The organism is Burkholderia sp. PAMC 26561, assembly GCF_001557535.2.
Classification (GTDB): Bacteria; Pseudomonadota; Gammaproteobacteria; order Burkholderiales; family Burkholderiaceae; genus Caballeronia.
In genome coordinates this window covers 762,982-781,306 of the sequence record NZ_CP014309.1, presented here as the reverse complement: position 1 = coordinate 781,306, position 18,325 = coordinate 762,982, and the positions used below count along the sequence as shown (strand labels likewise).

Here is an 18,325-nt window from a genome sequence, read left to right as displayed (position 1 = left end):
CCGACATCAATCGTATAGCGGTCTGCGGCGTAGAACTTTTGCACGATGAGAAAATTCTCTGCCGATTTTGTCGCAACAGCGTCGGATCGGCTCGTACGTCATCACCACGCCGCGCTCAAAGAGCAGTCCCTCGACGTCGCGTAGGCTCAAGTGCAAGCGAAAATTTCAACACACGGCGTAATGGATTAAGTCAGTTTGGAAAACGAAGATCGAGATAGGGCGACTTAAATTTCTTCGTTGCGCTGGTTTAGGCGGCCAACTCAGCAACCCGACACTGCCCTCTGTAGGGATTTTGCCTATCTCAAAATCCAGAGATTCCAGCTACCCGACTGTCCGGATTAGCGGAGCCAGCTCTATGCGCAAAACTGGCGTTCAACCCGAAAACGCGGATTGACAGTTTTCTACGCGTAGCGGTGACGAATTAAGTGGGTATGCGCTCGTGAAGCGTGTTTTTGGCGGTGCCGTGTCATGCATCGCGGGGCGCTTATCCAAACCAGCGTGCTTTTTACGTTCAGTGGACGCGTCTCGATTTCTGGACATTTGTCCAATCAGTGTCCGAGATTTTATAGCGTCCACGGAACGTGTCCATTAGGATTAACTGGACACCCAACCTATGGCTTACCATGACAGGCACAACTTCTCCATGGTCGAATCCGCCGGACAGCTTTCGCTGATTCGACTGGCATCGAGACCACCGTCCGCGCGCCCAACCACGGAGACGACTTTGAGGCGACGATCCACATCAAGATCCGCGGTTATCGTGCGATAGGCAAACGGGTGTCCGTCGTGATACCCCGAGCGCTCCATGCTCAACTCTGCATTCGAGAAAAGCGGACCGACCCCGGCGGCAATCGCGATACTCCGCTCCGAAAAACAAGCTATTGAAACGTCGTGGATTGCGAGCCACCGCTAGCGCACTCTTTGGCCGATGATTCGTCGGGAATTCCACATATGCAGCGGTGACCGCGGAAATTGGGACATTGGGTAGCCGAAGGAATTCGTCAGCTGCGAATACTCACTCCGCCGCCTTAAAGACAAACCGCTCTTTCCCCGCAGGGGACTAGATCCTTGCGCGCGAAGTTTCTCGGGTAGCCTGGAACGCAGCGAGTTCAGAAAGACTGCCAGTCAGCCGTGGTATGCGTCCCTAATGATGCCGCTCGCTTGGTGGACGGCATCGCTGCTGCCTTGGCTGGTGCCCAACGCGCGGGCCGTGGCGCCGAATGAACAGTGCTTTCGCCAACCTTGAATATCGACACCGCCTGGCGCAGCGAATTCGACTGATCCGCCATCGATTGCGCGGCCGCTGATGCCTGCTCGACGAGCGCGGCATTCTGCTGCGTGACTTCATCCATCTGGCTGACCGCCTGGTTGACCTGCTCGATACCCACGCTCTGCTCGGCCGACGCTGACGAGATTTCGCCCACGATGTCAGTGACTTTTTGCACGGACGTCACGATCTCCGTAATCGTCGCGCCCGCTTCGGAGACCAGTTTCGAGCCGGCATCGACGCGATGCACCGACTCGCCGATGAGCTCGCCGATCTCCTTCGCCGCCGTCGCACTGCGCTGCGCCAGCGTACGCACTTCGCCCGCGACGACCGCGAAACCCCGGCCTTGTTCACCAGCACGGGCAGCTTCAACCGCCGCATTGAGCGCGAGAATGTTGGTCTGGAACGCGATACCCTCGATCACGCTGACAATGTCGGCGACCTTGCTTGCGCTGTCGGAGATACCTTGCATCGTGTCGACCACGCGGGCCACGACCTCGCCACCTCGCTGCGCCGTAAGCGACGCGGAACCGGCCAGCGCGGCGGCCTGCTTCGCGTTGTCCGCGTTATGGCGGACCGTAGTCGTGAGTTCTTCCATGCTCGCCGCGGTTTCTTCCAGAGACGCCGCCTGTTCCTCCGTGCGCTGCGACAGATCCGTGTTGCCCTGCGCGATTTCTGAGGCTGCGACCGAGATCGATTCGCTCGACGTCTTGATGCCGCGCACGATGGTGGTCAGCTGTTCTTTCATCGTCGCGAGCGAATATAACAGGCTGGCGCTGTCGCCATCTTTCAACCTGATCGGCACGAGCAAGTTGCCTGCGGCAATTGCGTGAGCAATCGTGGCCGCATCGCTTGGTTCGCCGCCGAGCTGCCGAGTCAGCCCGCGCGCGATCAGCAGCGCTAGCGCCAAGCCAATGAGCGTGGCCGCGACTGTCCCGGCAATTACGAGCGCGACCGCGCGCGAAAACCCGTTACGCGAGTCAAGGCCTTCCTTGTTAGCCTCAGCAACATTCGTATCAACGATTGCTTTGAGCGACCTTTCGGCGACATTTAAAAATTCAACCGATTCTCCTTCCAGCAACGACATTGCGTCATCATGCTTGCCGTCCTTCGCTAGGGTGCGAATACTGTGGTCGGCATCCAGATATCGGCTCATGGCAGCTTGCAAATCCCCGTACCGTTTCTTTTCTTCAGGGTCATTTATCAACGGCTCATACTGACCAGCCGCGTGACTAAACCCAGCGATAGCTTGATCGACTTGCTGGCTTGCCGCATCGATATCAACAGCTGACAGGCTATTTGCCGCCCGGTAATCGCCAAGGCGAATCGCGTTTAGGCTGCCCCGCATTTCCAGACTGTACCTAACCGCCGGCAAGGAATTTTCGCTCAGTAAAACGACGTGCTCGTTCTCGCCGGCTATCTCGAATAGGCTAAAAATTCCTAGCCCAATGAGCAGGGCAATGACGACGGAAAATCCGCCGACTAGTTTGGTAAATACGTTTACCTGATTAAAAGTCGGCACAGTTTGTTCCCGCAGATTTGAGGTGGGTGCAAGCTAACAAACAGATTAACGGACATTATTTTAGATACTTAAGGTTTTTTAGATGACAGCGGTGCGGCAAGAGAAAATCGTATTTCCCACATTTCATGTGAACGCTCTGTCAGTAGCCTCGACCGTGGAGATTAAGCGGCCTAGGGTTTGTACCGATAATGTAAGGTTGCGATATGCCGTTGTAAGCATTAAAGGCGCCTCCAGCGCACGCGTTTCGCCAAGCCGGAGTCTGGAATCCGAACAATGATTGCTCATTTTGCTTCTTCGCTCTTGGCAAGACGTTTTGCCGGCCTAGAAAATTTGTACAGGCTTGGAGTTGCCAATGATTAGAACGTCTCGTCACATTTATCGGGTCAAATCAGGCAGATCGGTAATACGCGACCCCGCAAGCAATACTTTCGACGCTTTTGAACATACCCTATTACGCGCGCTTGCCGAGAACGTACCGCACCGTATCTATGCGAAAGATATGCAGGGCCGGTTTATCTTCGCCAACAGGGCGGTGGCTCGAGGCATGGGGGTGTGCGATCCCGCTGAGTTGCTTGGAAAAACCGACTACGATTTTTATCCGCTCGAACTCGCAAGCGAATATTACCGACAGGAGCAGGAGGTCTTAACGCACGGACGCTCGCTCCTTAATCACGAAGAGCATGCCAAATATCGGCTGCTCGAAGATGAAGCCTGGTTGATCACGACCAAGGTAGCGGTGCGCGACGCCAACGGACGCATTATCGGGTTAGTGGGCATTAACTACGAGGTCACTTCTCAGAAGGCAGCGGGACTGGCGCTGCAGGCTGCACATGCGCAGGCAGCGGAGGCGGCCGTCCGGCTGGAGGCCACCGTCGCACGGCTAGATCTTGAAGTGCAGGAGCGTCAACGCTTCGAACAGGAGCTACGCCACCGGGCGATGCATGACACGCTCACCGGACTACCAAACCGGGCACTGTTAATGGACCGGATCGAACTGGCGATCGATTTCGCCCGACGCCGCGAGCACTCGCTCACGCTGCTTTTCCTCGATCTTGATCGCTTTAAGCTCGTCAACGACAGCCTTGGTCACGCTGCAGGCGACGAACTGCTGCGCGCGGTCACGCGCCGGATCGGCCGCTTAATGCGTGCAGACGATACATTCGCCCGCCTTGGTGGGGACGAATTCGTCTTGTTACTGACTAATCCCATCCCTACCGACGAACTGACCCGCGTGATGAGCCGGCTCTCCCGGGTGGTAGCCAAGCCAGTGCTCATTGGCGAGCGCGAGGTGTCAGTCACATGCAGCCTTGGATACAGCGTTTATCCGCAGGACGGTGAGGACGCGACTACGTTACTCAAGCATGCCGACGCTGCAATGTACGGCGCCAAAGAAGGCGGCGGGAATCGGGTCCTGCGTTACACACCTGCTTTAAGCGCTCACGCGGGCGAACGATTGGACCTCGAGGCCCAGATGAAGCGAGGGCTGCAACGCGGCGAATTCGTGTTGCACTACCAGCCGCAGATCGAGATCAAAAGCGGGCGCATCACTGGCGTTGAGGCTTTAGTGCGCTGGCAGCATCCGGTTCGCGGATTACTGCCTCCGACGCGCTTCATTGGGTTCGCCGAAGAGTCAGGATTGATCGAGCAGCTTGGCGAATGGGTGTTGCGTACGGCTTGCGCCCAAGCTGCGGCGTGGCAGAGCAGCGGATTGCCGGCTTTGCGCATGTCTATAAACGTCTCAGCGCGCCAGTTCCACAATCCGGCGTTGGAGTCAGTCGTTGCCCGGGCGCTCGCCGAACATGGGCTCGCCCCCGAGCAATTAGAGCTTGAAATCACCGAGAGTCTTTCAATGAAGGACCCGGAAGAAAGCATACGCATTTTGGATAACTTTAAGGCCCGTGGCATTAGCATTGCGATCGACGACTTCGGCACGGGTTACTCCAACCTTGCCTACTTGCGCCGATTCCCCGTGCGTCGCATCAAACTGGATCGCGTATTTGTCAGCGAGCTAACTTCGCAAGCGAGCAGCAACGCAATCGTCGAGGCAATCGTCGCAATGGCCCATAAGCTCGATCTCCAAGTCATCGCCGAGGGTGTCGAGACCGCTGAGCAGCGCGACGCATTGTTGCGCTTCGGCTGTGACGAATTGCAGGGCTACTGGTTTTCACGACCCGTCGATGCGGCCGCCATCGACGTTCTGTTGCGAAACCAATGGGAATTTGGGCGAGGCCTTTACTTAGGCGCGCCCGTTTGCCTTGAGCTCACGGGGTGACGGTTCTAGGGCTTTCGTTGAACGAGCGTATTGAAAGCGGTCCAGCAAAGCATGAATAATAATTGTCTCGTTGCGGAACGTCGGTGAACCGTGGCGGAGGGTTGAACCGGGGAGGGCAACCGCTTCGGGTTGAGACTTCACTTTTCCACTGCTGCCACCAAAGCTTCTTGCTTTGGAGCCAGGCGCGGATAGCTTGGTGTGACAGATTTTTCATGTCTGTGAGAGGTGGCTCCGGGAATTCGGACAGCCGGACAAGTGGGAAAGCTGGGCCTGAGCCTGCCGTAATGTGGGCAGTAAGGGATCCGTAAATGACGAAACATAATCGGCGTGCTCACTCGGCAGTCTTCAAGGCGAAGGTAGCCTTGGCGGCACTGAAAGGCGATAATAGGCTGGCGGAGCTGGCGCAGCACTTTGAGATTCACCCGGATCAGGTGACGGACTGGAAAAACAGTTGAAAGAGCAGGCTGTCGGCATGTTTGAGAGCAATGGACCGTGCGTGCGTCATTATCGAGCGGCAACTCGTTCAGTTGACGCGACTGGTCGATGATTTAGTCGAAGTGTCGAGGACTACGACGGGGTGGGTGCGGTTGAGGCTTGAGCGCGTGACCATCCATGAAATACTTAGTCGGGCCCTCGAGACAACTCAACCGCTGATTGAACAACGGCGCCATAAAGTCTCGGTGTCGCTTGGCGAGGACCTAATATGGATCCACGGAGATGCATCGCGGCTCGAACAGGCGATGGTCAACCTTCTAGCAAACGCGGCCAAATACACGGATGAAGGCAGCGCAATAGCATTGTCAGTCGAGGTTGAGGAGACGTATTGCGTCGTGCGCCTAAAAGATAGCGGCGTCGGCATAATTCCGGAATTACTACCTCATATTTACGAACTCTTCACACAAGCAGAACGGTCCCTTGCACGCTCCCGCGGTGGACTGGGGATCGGCCTTGCGTTGGTAAAACGTATCGTGGAAATGCACGATGGGATCATCGCCGTTCATAGCGTCTTGAACGAAGGGACGGAATTTGTCATACGCTTGCCGATCGCGACATCGTCAGCAAAGCTTGACTTGCCCGTGACCGAATCAGGTATTGAATCATCGACCGCGTTGCGTATTCTCGTAGTGGATGACAACGTCGACACGGCAGAGAGTAGGCGATGCTGGTGGGAATGCTCGGGCATGCCGTGAGGACGGAGCACGATGGCAATAGCGCGCTTCGAGCGGCTTCCGAATTTCGGCCTGATGTCGTGCTTCTCGATATAGGCTTGCCCGGGCTCAACGGCTACGAGGTGGCATCGCGCATCAGAGAACAACCGAGTCTCGATCACACGGTTCTTGTCGCAATTACGGCTAACCAAGAGTTGTTCCAGTCCATGCAGCTCGACGCCAGTTCGAAAAAGCGTCAGCCGCGCTTTTAAACCGATCTCGATCAATCCTGCATCGCGCTGCGAAGAGCTAAATTGGCAACATCTCGAAGAAAATGGCCTCTAATCGGAGGATGCTTCGATGGAAATTCGGATACTGTGGTTTAGCCTAGTGAAGTTGTATTTGATCGGTGGGCTATCGGACTTAGCATTATGACGAAACGATGCGTTTAAAGCAGAATGTTTGTTCGGCTTTCTTATTTTTTACAAAGGAAAACAAGATGCGGACGGGACGAAAAGATCAACGAACCGATCCATCAAGAGAATCATGGTATGGGCACATTGACAACGAAATGAGTGAAGCATTCTCGCATCCGTCCCTATCCGATTGCGGGCTAAAAGCAGGACTGGCCATCTTGGCGATTGGCCTCCCAGCTCTAGCAATTTACGTCCTGAACTGGGGTTGACTGGCTGTGGCCACGCAAGTTCGCTATGGCCATATTCGGCGCACAAACAAACAGCCGACGTTAGCTTGGCCGCTTTATTCGCCGCTGATCAACACCGATGCCGGATTAACGATTGCCGCGTTGTTTGCCGAACACTCGAGCTCAGGATTTACGCCGTCGGGCAGTAGAGCCGTCAGCGGTGCTGGGCTTGCGAGGGTGGCGAGACACTGGATGGTTCCGCGGTAGTGACGAGGCGCGCTGTGGGCACGATGACCGGCGTCGCACCGACGACCGTAACGACCGGCACAAACGCTGACAGTGCGGTCGGTGTTTCGCGCTTGACCGGGGCGCCAAACTGGTCATGCACCCGAACCCACTTATGCAACTGGCTGGCATTCACGCCGGCCTCAAGGGCGAGGCCCGATAGCGAAGCCCCTGGCTGAAGACAAGCTTCAACCAGTCGTCGCTTGTCCATCGGGTCGAGCTTCGCTCCCCGCTGACGCCAACTCGGGTCACCCGCAAGGGCGGGAAGCTCAGGCCATCTTTTGTCATGGATTACGTCCGCAAAGTGAGGTTGCGGACGCAATCGCGAGCTTTCTCACTAACGTAAGCGAGGTGTGGAAGATCGAGCGCTTACAGCTCCATAGCCTCCGAAAGGGTCGATGCGGTAATACACATGGAGTTTGCGAAGCGAGCGGGCGCGTACCTTGCCTAAAGTACTGCTCGATAAACCGATTTGGCGGGCGCTGTTCGCGGACCTCTTGCGACACCACTGTGTCATGGCTCCCAGCGAAATGTTCGGCCGCCTCATTTCAACGCACTGTGCCCCGGCAGAGATTAATTTTCTCCGCATTATTTAACGGCATCGGAATCTCGCCGGTGCGACATCCGCCAGCGGCAATGATAAGATTTATCACCTTTCGGCGAGCCCGATTGCGAGGCTTTCCGCAGAATGGCGTCCGTTCGATTATGGCTATCCCGCGCCACAATGCCGCCGTTCACGGGCTAGGAAACGATTCGAACGGCGTGTGCCGGCGTAGCATTTGTGCATCGATCTAAAGCGAGACGACCACGTCGCGACGTGACGCCATCGGATGCTTCACCTCTAGCCTCCTATTGAAGCGCGGCCGACTGGGGCTGGTCGATTCATTCCCCTAGTCCACTGCGTCATTGACTTGGCACCGGGCGAATTCGACGGGAAGGATCGTCATATTTCCATTTGATTGGTTTCGGATTTTGATTGTGCTCGCGGATATAACGCATCAGTTTGCGATCCAGATCCTTCACCGAAGTGAAGACGCCGCGAGCGATCACATCACGCTGAATGCGTGAGAACCAGTTTTCCACCTGGTTAAGCCACGAAGAGTAAGTCGGCGTGAAGTGCAAGCGTACGTTGCGATGCGCGGTGAGAAAGTCGACCACCCGCTGCGTCTTGTGGCTGCTTACGTTATCGCAAATGACGTGGATTTCCCGACGTTTGGGCTGGCTGGCGACGACGTCAGTCAGAAAGGCCACAAACTGCTCGCTGGTGTGGCGCGACGCCGTCTTGCCCAGCACCTCGCCGGTCGCCGTATTGAACGCCGCGAACAGGCTGAGTGTCCCGTTGCGTTTGTATTCGAAGCCATGGCTCTCGGCGCGTCCCGGCGACAGCAGCAGCATCCGGTCCTTACGCTCAAGTGCCTGGATCGCGGTCTTCTCATCCACGCAGAACACCGCCGCGTGCGCCGGCGGGTTCAGATAAAGCCCGATCACGTCGGCCGCCTTGGTCTCGAAGTTCGGGTCGTTGGAGACCATGTGTCGTTCCAAACGCTGCGGCTTGATGCCGTGTTTGCGTCAGATGCGCTGCACGGCCAAGACCGACACGTCGCCCAGTTCTGCTGTGAGCTTGTAGCTGCTCCAGTGTGTCGAACCGTCGGATGGTTTGTGCTTGAGGGTGCGGGTGAGTACCCGCGCTTCCAGACTAGCGGAATTACTGGACACAATCAGCGCTTCTGTGGACGCCGCTAACAAGATTAACGGACAACAACAGTCGCTGCATCACGAACTCGCGAGCAAAGGCGTGCAAATACAGGCGGTGCTGCCGGGTGCGACCGCCACCGAGTTCTGGGAAATCGGCGAGCTGCCGATCGAGCATCTCCATGCAAACATCGGGATGTCCGCAAGCGACATGGTTGAAGCAGCGCTGGTTGGTTTTGACCGGCATGAGCTGGTTACGATTCCAGCGCTGCACGACATTGGCCAGTGGGATGCATTCGAAGGCGCACGGCAATCAATGTCGACGTAGTTGTCGAGCAAATCGCCTGCAGCGAGATACGTCCAGCCGAACTGACCTTACTTGGCTGCGCCGACCAGCGCGAACGCATCGTATTTTGGATCCATTGGCGTATGCGGCATGTGCGTGAGCGCCTCTTCAACAAGCGGCTCGCATGCGCCATAGTCCGAACCGATACTGTCGCTATGCGCCTGCGGGAAATTCACGGCGAGCACCTTGCCGCCCCAGCGGTCCACCGTAGCCGTCATGCTGCACTTCCCCGCGCCGCCCACCTTCAGGTCGAGCAAGATCAGCGTCATGTCCAGCGCGGAGTCCGAGTTCGAGAAGTTCCATTGCGTCGTCATGCGGTCATTAGGGCCGCCGGTATCAACGAGCTTCATGGTCTTGTCAGGAATACCGACCGATTGCACCAGATCGAGAATGTTCGATCCGACAAGCTTACCGCCCTGCTCGTCGCGCGCTTCATGAGTTTTGTAAGCGGCGCAACCTGTCAGCAGCATGAAAAGAAAAACCAGGGGGATCGTTAAAATTCGCACAGATGTTCCTCCGGATAGGCGCGTTAAATAGACGCGCAGGATGAGTGTTGGCGATTTGGGAGTGGATGAAAACGAGGTGCAGCTCGAGTCTGGCCGCAGTCGATGCTATTGAGTGACGTGGGCCAGCACTCTTTAACTGATCGCGATTGAACGGATAAGTTCACTGCGGGGTGTTCTCCCGCGCTGCCACGTGGGGACAGGTACGCGGGACTGTATAGGAACGACCCTTCTCAGTCAGCCTGTGAAGACATTTTCTATTGCATCGTTCCGTTGCCGCGGAATGACAACGAAACGAAGCCCGAAAAAGCGTGGCTTAACCGTGCGACGGAATGAAGACTTGCAATGCTGCAGGCACCGAGCTAGATCACTTCGGAGACACGTCGATATCGCCGAGATACTTCTTCGCCAGCGTCTTGACAGTGCCGTTTGCCTGCAGCTTGGCAATCGCCTTGTTCAAGCGCGCCTTGAGCGCACCTTCGTCCTTGCGAACACCAAACGCAATGCCGCTGCCCAGAATCGCGTCATCGAGCACGGGACCGCCGGCAAACCCATAACCCTCGCCGTCCGGCTTCGACAAAAAGCCCGACTGCCCGGCAGCCGACAACACCAGCGTGCCATCGATACGACCCGCCTTCAGGTCGGTGTAGATCTGGTTCTGGTCCGGATAGCTCGTGACCGTCACGCCGTTGGTAGCCCAGGCCATTTTTGCGTAGGTTTCCTGCGTCGATCCCTGCAGCACGCCGATTGTCTTGCCCTTCAACGAGTCAGGCGTCGGCATCAGTCCGCTGCCCGCCTTCGCGACCAGTTGGGTAGGCACCTTGTACACGATGTTCGTAAAGTCGATGGCCTGGCGGCGCTTATCGGTGACATTCATGGCTGAGTTGATCACGTCGAACTTACGGGCTTGCAGCGCGGGAATCAGGCCATCGAACGAGTTCTCGGTCCAGTCGCACTTCATCTTCAGTTCAGCGCACACCGCATTGCCAATGTCGATGTCCAAACCCTGCAATTCCCCTCCCGACGATTTTGATTCGAACGGCGGATATTGCGCTTCCAGGCCGTATTTGAGGGTATCGGCGGCAAATGCCGCGCTCGCGCCCAGCGTCGAGGCTAACAGTATTGCGGCCTGGAAAAACTTGATTGAAGTCGATATTTTCATAAACTGGTCTCGTGAGGTGGGAATGTGCGATCTTGTGGGCGCGTATGAGAATCCCGACCACGCCATTGTGTAATTTAAGCAGGAACATAAGCCGGAAAACTATTCAACCAATCAAAGGCGGCAGACTGCGCGACAAGAAATATTGGCGCGTGCCGCTGGTCGCATCGCCTAGCCGACAAACCGCGCCGCGTGAGGCTTCCAGGGGGTATCCATCGACAATGCCCGTTCGTAGATTCGCCGCATCGGTTCGAGCAACGGCCCGACCGACTCATCGGCAAGATCGATCTCCGCTTTCAACGCCTCGTAAGCGTCGGCAATCTCGCGCGGGATTTTTGGTTCATCGATCGTGGTCAGATTGCCGCCGCGCATCACGCACCGGCCCGCAACGAACACGCTGTCGATCGACCCGCCCCGCTCGGCGTACACGAGCTGTCGCACGGGGTCCGTGAGCGGCGTGAAGTTGATTGTATCGGTCCGGTACGCCACCAGATCCGCGCGATATCCCGACGCGATCGCGCCGAGCTGACCCGCCATGCCCACGGCCTGCGCGCCGCCCAGCGTCCCGGCTCGCAACGCCTCGGCCGCCGTCAGCCAGCGCGAATAGTCGTCCCCCCTCAGCTTCGATAACCCCGCCGCCGAGCCCGCCACGTTCAGCATGTTGGCGGTGACCTTCGACGAAAAGCCATCCGAGCCAAGGCTCAGGTTCACGCCGGCGTCGAGCAAATGACGCGTCGGCTGAATGCCGGACCCGAGCATCAGGTTGCTCCACGGGTTGCGCTGCACGGTGGCGCCGCTGGCGGCGAGCCGCACGATTTCATCGTCGGAAAGCCACATTGCATGAATGAGCGATGTGGCCGGCTTCAGGAAGCCGAGTTCGTCGAGGAATTGCACCATCGGCTTGCCGTAGAAAGCGTTCGCCGTCACGACCTGCAAGCGGGTTTCCTGCACATGGATGATCACCGGCAACGCATGGTCGTCGGCGAATTCGCGGCAACGTGCCAGGAATTCGGGCGTGCAGCGTTGCGGCGCCGATAGTGCCACGAGCACACCGACGCGATGATGTTGCGGATGCCGGTGGCGCACGGTATCGCCGAGAAATGCGAACCACGCATCGGGCGATGGGCGCGGTATCAATCGCATTTGCGCCAGCATAACTCCGGAAAAATCGCATCGACGAAAGGAAAGCTGTCGACAAGCGGGCGGTCCATCATCGAGAAGCCGACGAGTGTGCGAATGCCGGCGTCTTCATACGCCTGGAAAATCGCATTTATCGCGTCGGGATCGATCGAGCCGCCCAGGTTGCAGTCGTCGGCCACGGTTGTCGCGCCGCTTCGCAAGGCCTCGACCGCGCCGATCAGCGTGCGCAGGTAGATTTGGCGCGGCGTCAGCGCAACGGGCCTCGGTGCGCGTACGTAGTGCATCCACAGTTCGAGCGGCAGGTTCTCCACGCGCCCCTTGTGGAAATGTTCGTGTGAATGCTGGTGACCGTTGACGAGGCCGGGCGCGAGCAGACAGCCATCAAGCGGCACGACCGTATCGGCCGGCCCGAGCGGGAGGGTGTCCGTCCACGCGGGGAAGCGGTACGCCGATGGCGGTCATGAAAGCGCTCCCAACTCGCTGAGCGCGCGTACGACGGTACGCCTGATCAGTTCGATCTTGTAGGCATTGGCGCCGTGTGAAACAGCGCCGTCAGCAGCATGCGCCGCTGCCGCCTCTATATTGCTGATATTGAGCGCCGAGCCCTTTAGCGAGGCCTCGACATTCTGCAATCTCCAGGGCTTGGTCGCTACTCCGCCGACCGCGATTCGCGCGTCGCGCACCGTCCCGTCGTCAGCCAGGTCGAGCGCCACGGCTGCCGAGGCGATTGACCACTCGAAACTCGCTCGATCGCGAACTTTAAGGTAATGAGACCGCCGCGTTGGTATGCCCGTGGGAATGTCGATTGACAAGATCAGTTCGCCCGGCTCGAGTTGCGTCTCTATTTCAGGCGTATCTCCAGGCGCACGATGAAGATCCGCTAGACAAATAACGCGATCTCTCCTCAGCCCGGCGATCCGTACGTTTGCATCGAGCACCAACAGCGCATTGGCAAGATCGCCGCTGTAAGTCGCTATGCAAATGCCGCTGCCGCCCAGCACTGCGTGAAATCGATTTTGTCCGTCTATAGCGGGGCATCCCGTTCCCGGTTCGCGCTTGTTGCATGGCGTGCCGGGATCGCGAAAATAACCGCAACGGGTCCGCTGAAGGAGGTTGCCACCGAGCGTCGCGAGGTTGCGAACCTGCGGCGATGCGCTCGCGAGAAGCGCCTCAGTGACAACCGGGTACCGAGCGCGCAGGGTAGGATTCATTGCCGCGTCGCTCATTCGCACCAGTGCGCCCAGGCGAAGCGCGCCAGGGACCATTTCGATACCGTCGAGCCCGGGCAGAGCGGTGATGTCTATGATCCGGTCAGGGTTACGCAGATGTTCACCCATCAGTTGCATGAGGTCGGTGCCACCTGCAAAAAAGTCGGTGCCGGCCTCATGCGCCCCATCTGAGCGATGGCGTGCGCGGGTTGCGATGGCGCCAGCAACGCTTGCCGCCTGGACGTATGCGAAGGCCACCATCAGCTGGCCTCCCCACACGCAGACTGGTGGATCGCTGCAACGACGTTTGTGTACGCGCCACAGCGGCAGATATTGCCGCTCATCCATTCGCGAATTTCGCTGGCGCATACGGCATGGCCTTCCGCTATGCAGGCGACGCCGCTCATGATCTGCCCCGGAGTGCAATAGCCACATTGGAACCCGTCATGGGCAATAAATGCTTTCTGCAGCGGGTGAAGCACGCCGTCCTTCGACAAGCCCTCTATCGTGGTGATCGCTTTGCGTTGATTCATGACCGCGAGCGTCAGGCAGGAATTCATCCGGCGCCCATCGATCAACACCGTGCACGCTCCACACCCTCCCAGCCCACAACCCTTTTTTGTCCCCGTCAAATGAAGGTAATCGCGCAACGCGTCGAGCAGGCAGGTGTGCGCATCGAGATTGGCCAGGCGGTGTTCGGCTCCATTGATCGTAAGTACGACGTTGAACTGCCGCCCGTGTTCGTCGCCCAAAGGGGCCAGGTCGACCGTCATACGTTATCCCCTCGCGCGGACGAATTTTCGGCGTGACGCGCCAGCCAGTCGAGTACGGGCTGCAGTGCCGCATCTGAATTCTTTTCGTAGATCAGACCATGACCATTTCCAGTCACGCCATAGTCAGGCAAATGAAGCAGTTCTGCCGCTGCGCCTCCCGCTTTGAGCGCGGCAACAATTGGCGTGCTGGCGGGCGCAAAAGAAGAGGTGTCTCCCGTCACCACCGCAATAGGCAAGTCGGCCAGATGCGCAAGGCGCAGTGCAGCCGGGTCGGCCTGGCGGACGGCCTCAGGTGTTGTTTGCGGCGGATCGAATGTGAGCGGCGCGGCAGTCAATCCCCAGCGCAGAAGACCGATATGGGGAATATCAGCGAAAGGGGGGCCCATCGGTTCGATACTGACTATGGCCTTGACCAGGCGCGGGCGACGATCGGCCGTCAGCCAGCCACTCGGTCCCGACGCCGAATGGGTCAGGAGAATGGCCGGTCCGATCCGGTCAAGCAGGCGGGCCAGCCGGTCTGCATCCATGTTTTCAGACATCGCAAGGTCGGCAGGCAAAGGCCCGTAGCCCGCGATGAACTGGTCCATCGCGGCTTCATCGTCGGGGGCAAAGGGCCATTGCGTATGCTTACCCGAGGGGTCCGCCGGAAAATAGATCTGGCGCCCACCCTCATAAGAAAATGGTGGCCCCATGGGTCCGATGACATCGGTATGAAGCGGCGAGCGGCCATGTCCGGGACGGTCAACAACCAGCGTGACATACCCCGCTTCGACCAGCCGCTGCGCCCACCCTGGACGGCCGTCCGGTGTATCGAGCCATTCGACGCCTTGGAATCCGCCGCCATGCACGAGGACGATCGGCCATTGCCGGGTGACCCGTTCGGGCGCTTCCCATTCCACATACATCGGTCCGCGCTGATACGTGTTCTCGCCGACCCCAATACGTTCTCCCGCGATCCAGAAGTGGCCGCGCGAGACGGTGCGCGAACGGGCGGTTGACCAAGGGGCAAATGACTTGCTCATTAGGAAATCCTGTTAAATCGGAACGACGCGCAAACGCTGAGGCATCAGTTCAGTGAAATGGATGACGTCGGCCATGACGGCAGCCGCTTCCGGCGAGTCGAATGCAGCGTGAACGGCGGCCATATCCCGGAAATTGCATTCGCAAATCACCTGTGTTCCGTTCTGCTCACCGCTCCGAAACAGCGCAGCAACACTTTCCAGTCCGTATTTCGACCAGCTCTTCATTACGAGTGGCAAGTGGTGATCGACGTACCAGTTACGATCAAACCGCGCATCCGGGCCACCCGTATAAATTACGTAGAAGGTAACCGTCGGGTCATCATGCGTTGCGCCTGTCGCAATTTTTTCCATGCGCATACTCCCTGGTTATCAGGTGCGGCATCGCCTTAGGTCATGTCACTGCCGGCAAAAAGAGTGAAGACAGCGCGCCGCGTTCTCAGATCGATGTGCGGCTTACCTTCTCAACCATGGCGGATAAAGTAGCCTCCACATCGAGCCGACGAGACGCTAAGGCCACGGACAACCACGGGTCTCTATGAGTGGCCGGTCGCCAACGCATCCGCCTCCCACGCATCCATGTCGCGCTGAAACGCCGCCAGCTTTTTGCGAGCAATCTCGTAGGCGCGTTCGCCGAGAGGCAGATGGAGTGGAGGATCTTTTGCGTCGACTGCTTTCAAGATCACTGCCACTCCTTTCACGGGGTCGCCCGCCTGTCTTCCATCGTTGGAATCACGATAAGAGCGGAACGGACCCACGATCTCCTTATAAGCGTCGATGTGGTTTTTGGGACCATTCATCGAGCGTCCAAGGAAGTCTGTCCGGAAAGGACCCGGCTCGACAATGATGACTCGAATGCCGAACGACGTCACTTCTTCGGCAAGCGCCTCGGAAAGGCCCTCAACGGCAAATTTGCTCGCGCAGTAATAGCCATTTGCCGCAAATCCGGCAATTCCGGCCCCGGAGGATAGATTGACGATTCGGCCGTTACCCCTGTGACGCAATGCGGGGAGCGCGGCGCGTGTGGTTTCGATCAAACCGAAGACATTGGTCTCGAACATGGGGCGATACTCTTCGGGCGTCGCTTCTTCGACGGCTCCGATAAAGCCGAATCCTGCGTTATTGACAAGAACATCAAGCCCGCCGAATTCTTCTTCAGCAACAGCTACCGCTGCGGCAGCGTCCCCGGTTTTGGTTACGTCGAGCGCGACGGCACGGACTTTCGTCCCATAGCGCGCTTTCAGGGGTGCAAGAGAGTCGCCGTTACGCGCCGTTGCAACCAGGTTATCGCCCCTCGCAAGCACCGAGTCCGCGAGCACCCGGCCGAATCCACTTGAGCAGCCGGTAATAAGCCATGTTTTTGTCATGTCTATATAGAAGTTAGGTATTCACAATGAAGAATTCGATAGCGCTACGGATAGGGTGAAGAATCGTTCAGCCCGTGGCTGGCGCTTCGTCCTGTCATTACCGCTCCGTGGCGTGTAGTGATGATTTCGAATCCGGTAGATCACGAGCACGTCACAACATCCGACAACATAGTGTCGCCGGTTCAATGTTTATCTTCAATTCACTATAATGCACAACGTTCGTTCAATTATGTGGGTGCAGGATATGGAGTGGAGTGATGTCAGAATCTTCCTCGCAGTCTCGCGCTTAGGAACGCTCGGTGCCGCCGCGCGTGCGCTGCGTCTCAGTCATCCGACCATTGGAAGGCGGCTTCGTGCACTTGAAGAGTCCACGGGACAGGTGCTCTTTCAGCGAACAGCAGATGGCTTCGTTTTGACTGAGGAGGGCACCGCTATCGTGCCGCTCGCCGAGCAAATGGAAGAAGGTGCGCTCGGCATGGAGCGTCGTTTGGCCGGTGAGCAGCAGAGGCTGGAAGGAACACTCAGGGTATCCTCGGCCGATTGGTTTGGCGCCTACGTCCTGCCGCCCGTGATCGCCGAATATTCGGGAGAGTATCCCCTCGTTGAGATCGAGGTCCTGACGGGAACGCGACTGTTCAATCTGTCGCAGCGTGAAGCAGACGTCGCTTTCCGCATTGTTCCATTCGAAGGGCCGGATATCGTGCAAAGACAGTTGAACCCGATGCGTTACGGAGTCTACGTATCGATTGCGAGCCCCGATCCCGTGGAAGGCGACGGTGCGGGTAACCGTCTGATCGTGATGGATACATCGACCGGCACATTTCCGGACATCGATTGGCTAAGAAATCGCTTCCCGAATGCCAGCGTCGTATTGCAGTCGAATAATCGCAATGTTCAGGCGCAAATGTGCGGTAGCGGGCTAGGTATCGCTGTGTTGCCGCGACCGGTCGGAGACAAGAACAGCACTATTCGACGACTCGATTTGAGCGAACATCCACCCGATCGGGAAATCTGGATGGGCTACCATCGCGATCTGAGGCGGCTACATCGTCTCCGCGCGTTCGTAGTGCTGGCAATAAAACACCTGGCCAGTTAGTCGACCGGACGGGCAAGCCCGGGCGCGCGGCGTCACCCGCGCTTGGCCAATGGCGCTCGAAACGGTTCTGTCGCAATAAGGATGGTTGGGCGAGCAAGGGCGATATGATAAGTGATGCTTATTTGGCTAACGAGTAAAACTGCTCGGCGGCGTTTGAGCCGGCGCCTTTCATTTGCCCTTTCTTAATCATATGCATGAGTTCGATGCTGCCCAGCACAATGCGCGCACACCGGAAGGTCTTGAATCCAAGCATTGGTTGGGTGCGCCGCTTGATTGCCCGATGATCCTGTTCAATAATGTGTTTAAATACTTGTTTTGGCGGATCTTGATCGGTGTGTCGCGCTGGGCGTTCAGCGTCTCAAGCGCGGCCACATTTGAGCCACTTTTATCGATTGTAATCGTCTCAGGTTCGCCGTTCTTATCGATCGACTTCTCGAATAACGCTGCGCCGCGGCCTTATCGCGATGGGCTCGTAGCAGAAAATCAACCGTGTGGCCGGCCTTGTCCACTGCGCGATAGAAGTACTTCCATTTCCCCTTGATCTTGATATACGTCTCATCGACGCGCCAGCTCCTGCCCACCGCTCGCTTATGCCGGCGGAACGCTTTCTCAAGAACGGGCAGCATTTTGATCGCCCACCGGTGCACCGTCGAGTGATCGACCTCGATGCCGCGCTCCCCCATCATCTCTTCCAGGTTTCGCACACTCAGCCCATAGGCGACATACCAGCGCACGCACATCAACATCACGTCAAGCGGATAGTGAAGGGGTTTCAACACACGCGCTAAGGCTGGCGTCAGGGTCTTTTTCATCGGGTAGCGGTTTCATTTTATCGACCCAAATCATATCGCACCACCTTATTGCGACAGAACCGAGGAAAAGCGA

The 18,325-nt window shown here is 57.6% G+C and carries 15 protein-coding genes and 5 pseudogenes; 6 read left to right on the top strand and 14 right to left on the bottom strand.

The genetic code is table 11. The features are described from left to right. Nucleotides 1-18: 18 nt before the first annotated feature. Nucleotides 19-162, bottom strand: a pseudogene (locus AXG89_RS45010) (IS6 family transposase); the annotation flags it as partial. Nucleotides 163-1,109: 947 nt separating this feature from the next. Further along, nucleotides 1,110-2,789: a methyl-accepting chemotaxis protein gene (locus AXG89_RS44295; RefSeq protein ID WP_062172734.1), complete on the bottom strand. Its 1,680-nt coding sequence runs from the start codon at nucleotides 2,787-2,789 to the stop codon at nucleotides 1,110-1,112. Between the two features lie 499 nt (nucleotides 2,790-3,288). Here AXG89_RS44295 and AXG89_RS30380 point away from each other — a divergent pair, with 499 nt between their 5' ends. The 4 genes and pseudogenes from AXG89_RS30380 (at nucleotide 3,289) to AXG89_RS30365 (ending at nucleotide 6,481) form a co-directional block, all read left to right on the top strand. Beyond that, nucleotides 3,289-5,061 carry a sensor domain-containing protein gene (locus AXG89_RS30380; RefSeq protein WP_236873531.1) on the top strand — a complete coding sequence of 591 codons (1,773 nt, stop codon included), beginning with the start codon at nucleotides 3,289-3,291 and terminating at the stop codon, nucleotides 5,059-5,061. 308 nt (nucleotides 5,062-5,369) lie between these two features. Continuing rightward, nucleotides 5,370-5,510: pseudogene (locus tag AXG89_RS30375) on the top strand (transposase); the annotation flags it as partial. Between the two features lie 36 nt (nucleotides 5,511-5,546). Beyond that, complete coding sequence (locus AXG89_RS30370) at nucleotides 5,547-6,251, top strand: sensor histidine kinase (RefSeq protein ID WP_062172739.1); 705 nt, start codon at nucleotides 5,547-5,549, stop codon at nucleotides 6,249-6,251. Beyond that, on the top strand, nucleotides 6,221-6,481 hold the full coding sequence (locus AXG89_RS30365) for a response regulator (RefSeq protein WP_082771572.1): 261 nt from the start codon (nucleotides 6,221-6,223) through the stop codon (nucleotides 6,479-6,481). The genes AXG89_RS30370 and AXG89_RS30365 overlap by 31 nt, the downstream gene beginning before the upstream one ends. Before the next feature lie 585 nt (nucleotides 6,482-7,066). On the opposite strand, the gene AXG89_RS43665 is transcribed toward AXG89_RS30365, so the two are convergent. Continuing rightward, nucleotides 7,067-7,348, bottom strand: a complete 282-nt coding sequence (locus AXG89_RS43665; RefSeq protein WP_236873532.1) for a transposase — start codon at nucleotides 7,346-7,348, stop codon at nucleotides 7,067-7,069. A gap of 692 nt (nucleotides 7,349-8,040) precedes the next feature. Continuing rightward, nucleotides 8,041-8,838 (bottom strand): annotated as a pseudogene (locus tag AXG89_RS30355) (IS630 family transposase); the annotation flags it as partial. Between the two features lie 61 nt (nucleotides 8,839-8,899). Between AXG89_RS30355 and AXG89_RS30350 the strand changes: the two are divergent. Then, nucleotides 8,900-9,157: pseudogene (locus AXG89_RS30350) on the top strand (SDR family NAD(P)-dependent oxidoreductase); the annotation flags it as partial. 47 nt (nucleotides 9,158-9,204) lie between these two features. Here AXG89_RS30350 and AXG89_RS30345 read toward each other — a convergent pair. The 9 genes from AXG89_RS30345 to AXG89_RS30305 all read right to left on the bottom strand — a co-directional run bounded on the left by AXG89_RS30345 (nucleotide 9,205) and on the right by AXG89_RS30305 (nucleotide 16,344). Continuing rightward, on the bottom strand, nucleotides 9,205-9,645 hold the full coding sequence (locus AXG89_RS30345) for a hypothetical protein (protein WP_062172743.1): 441 nt from the start codon (nucleotides 9,643-9,645) through the stop codon (nucleotides 9,205-9,207). A 400-nt stretch (nucleotides 9,646-10,045) separates the two neighbouring features. After that, complete coding sequence (locus tag AXG89_RS30340) at nucleotides 10,046-10,840, bottom strand: ABC transporter substrate-binding protein (RefSeq protein WP_062172746.1); 795 nt, start codon at nucleotides 10,838-10,840, stop codon at nucleotides 10,046-10,048. Between the two features lie 168 nt (nucleotides 10,841-11,008). After that, nucleotides 11,009-11,980, bottom strand: a complete 972-nt coding sequence (locus AXG89_RS30335) for an amidohydrolase family protein (RefSeq protein WP_205583090.1) — start codon at nucleotides 11,978-11,980, stop codon at nucleotides 11,009-11,011. Then, nucleotides 11,971-12,369, bottom strand: coding sequence for an amidohydrolase family protein (locus tag AXG89_RS44100; protein WP_062172751.1), 399 nt, complete (start codon nucleotides 12,367-12,369; stop codon nucleotides 11,971-11,973). The genes AXG89_RS30335 and AXG89_RS44100 overlap by 10 nt, the downstream gene beginning before the upstream one ends. A 66-nt stretch (nucleotides 12,370-12,435) precedes the next feature. After that, nucleotides 12,436-13,446: an FAD binding domain-containing protein gene (locus tag AXG89_RS30325; protein WP_062172753.1), complete on the bottom strand. Its 1,011-nt coding sequence runs from the start codon at nucleotides 13,444-13,446 to the stop codon at nucleotides 12,436-12,438. Then, on the bottom strand, nucleotides 13,446-13,958 hold the full coding sequence (locus AXG89_RS30320; RefSeq protein WP_062172754.1) for a (2Fe-2S)-binding protein: 513 nt from the start codon (nucleotides 13,956-13,958) through the stop codon (nucleotides 13,446-13,448). Before AXG89_RS30320 ends, AXG89_RS30325 begins: the two co-directional genes overlap by 1 nt. Next, entirely contained in the window at nucleotides 13,955-14,980 is a 1,026-nt protein-coding gene (locus AXG89_RS30315) for an alpha/beta hydrolase (RefSeq protein ID WP_062172756.1), read from the bottom strand. Before AXG89_RS30315 ends, AXG89_RS30320 begins: the two co-directional genes overlap by 4 nt. 12 nt (nucleotides 14,981-14,992) lie before the next feature. Beyond that, nucleotides 14,993-15,331, bottom strand: coding sequence for an EthD family reductase (locus AXG89_RS30310; protein WP_062174044.1), 339 nt, complete (start codon nucleotides 15,329-15,331; stop codon nucleotides 14,993-14,995). A gap of 182 nt (nucleotides 15,332-15,513) precedes the next feature. Next, nucleotides 15,514-16,344, bottom strand: a complete 831-nt coding sequence (locus AXG89_RS30305; RefSeq protein ID WP_062172758.1) for an oxidoreductase — start codon at nucleotides 16,342-16,344, stop codon at nucleotides 15,514-15,516. 244 nt (nucleotides 16,345-16,588) lie between these two features. On the opposite strand from AXG89_RS30305, the gene AXG89_RS30300 reads away from it, so the two are divergent. Further along, complete coding sequence (locus tag AXG89_RS30300) at nucleotides 16,589-17,440, top strand: LysR family transcriptional regulator (RefSeq protein WP_062172760.1); 852 nt, start codon at nucleotides 16,589-16,591, stop codon at nucleotides 17,438-17,440. Between the two features lie 118 nt (nucleotides 17,441-17,558). Here AXG89_RS30300 and AXG89_RS30295 read toward each other — a convergent pair. Continuing rightward, nucleotides 17,559-18,252: pseudogene (locus tag AXG89_RS30295) on the bottom strand (IS6 family transposase). Between the last annotated feature and the right edge of the window lie 73 nt (nucleotides 18,253-18,325).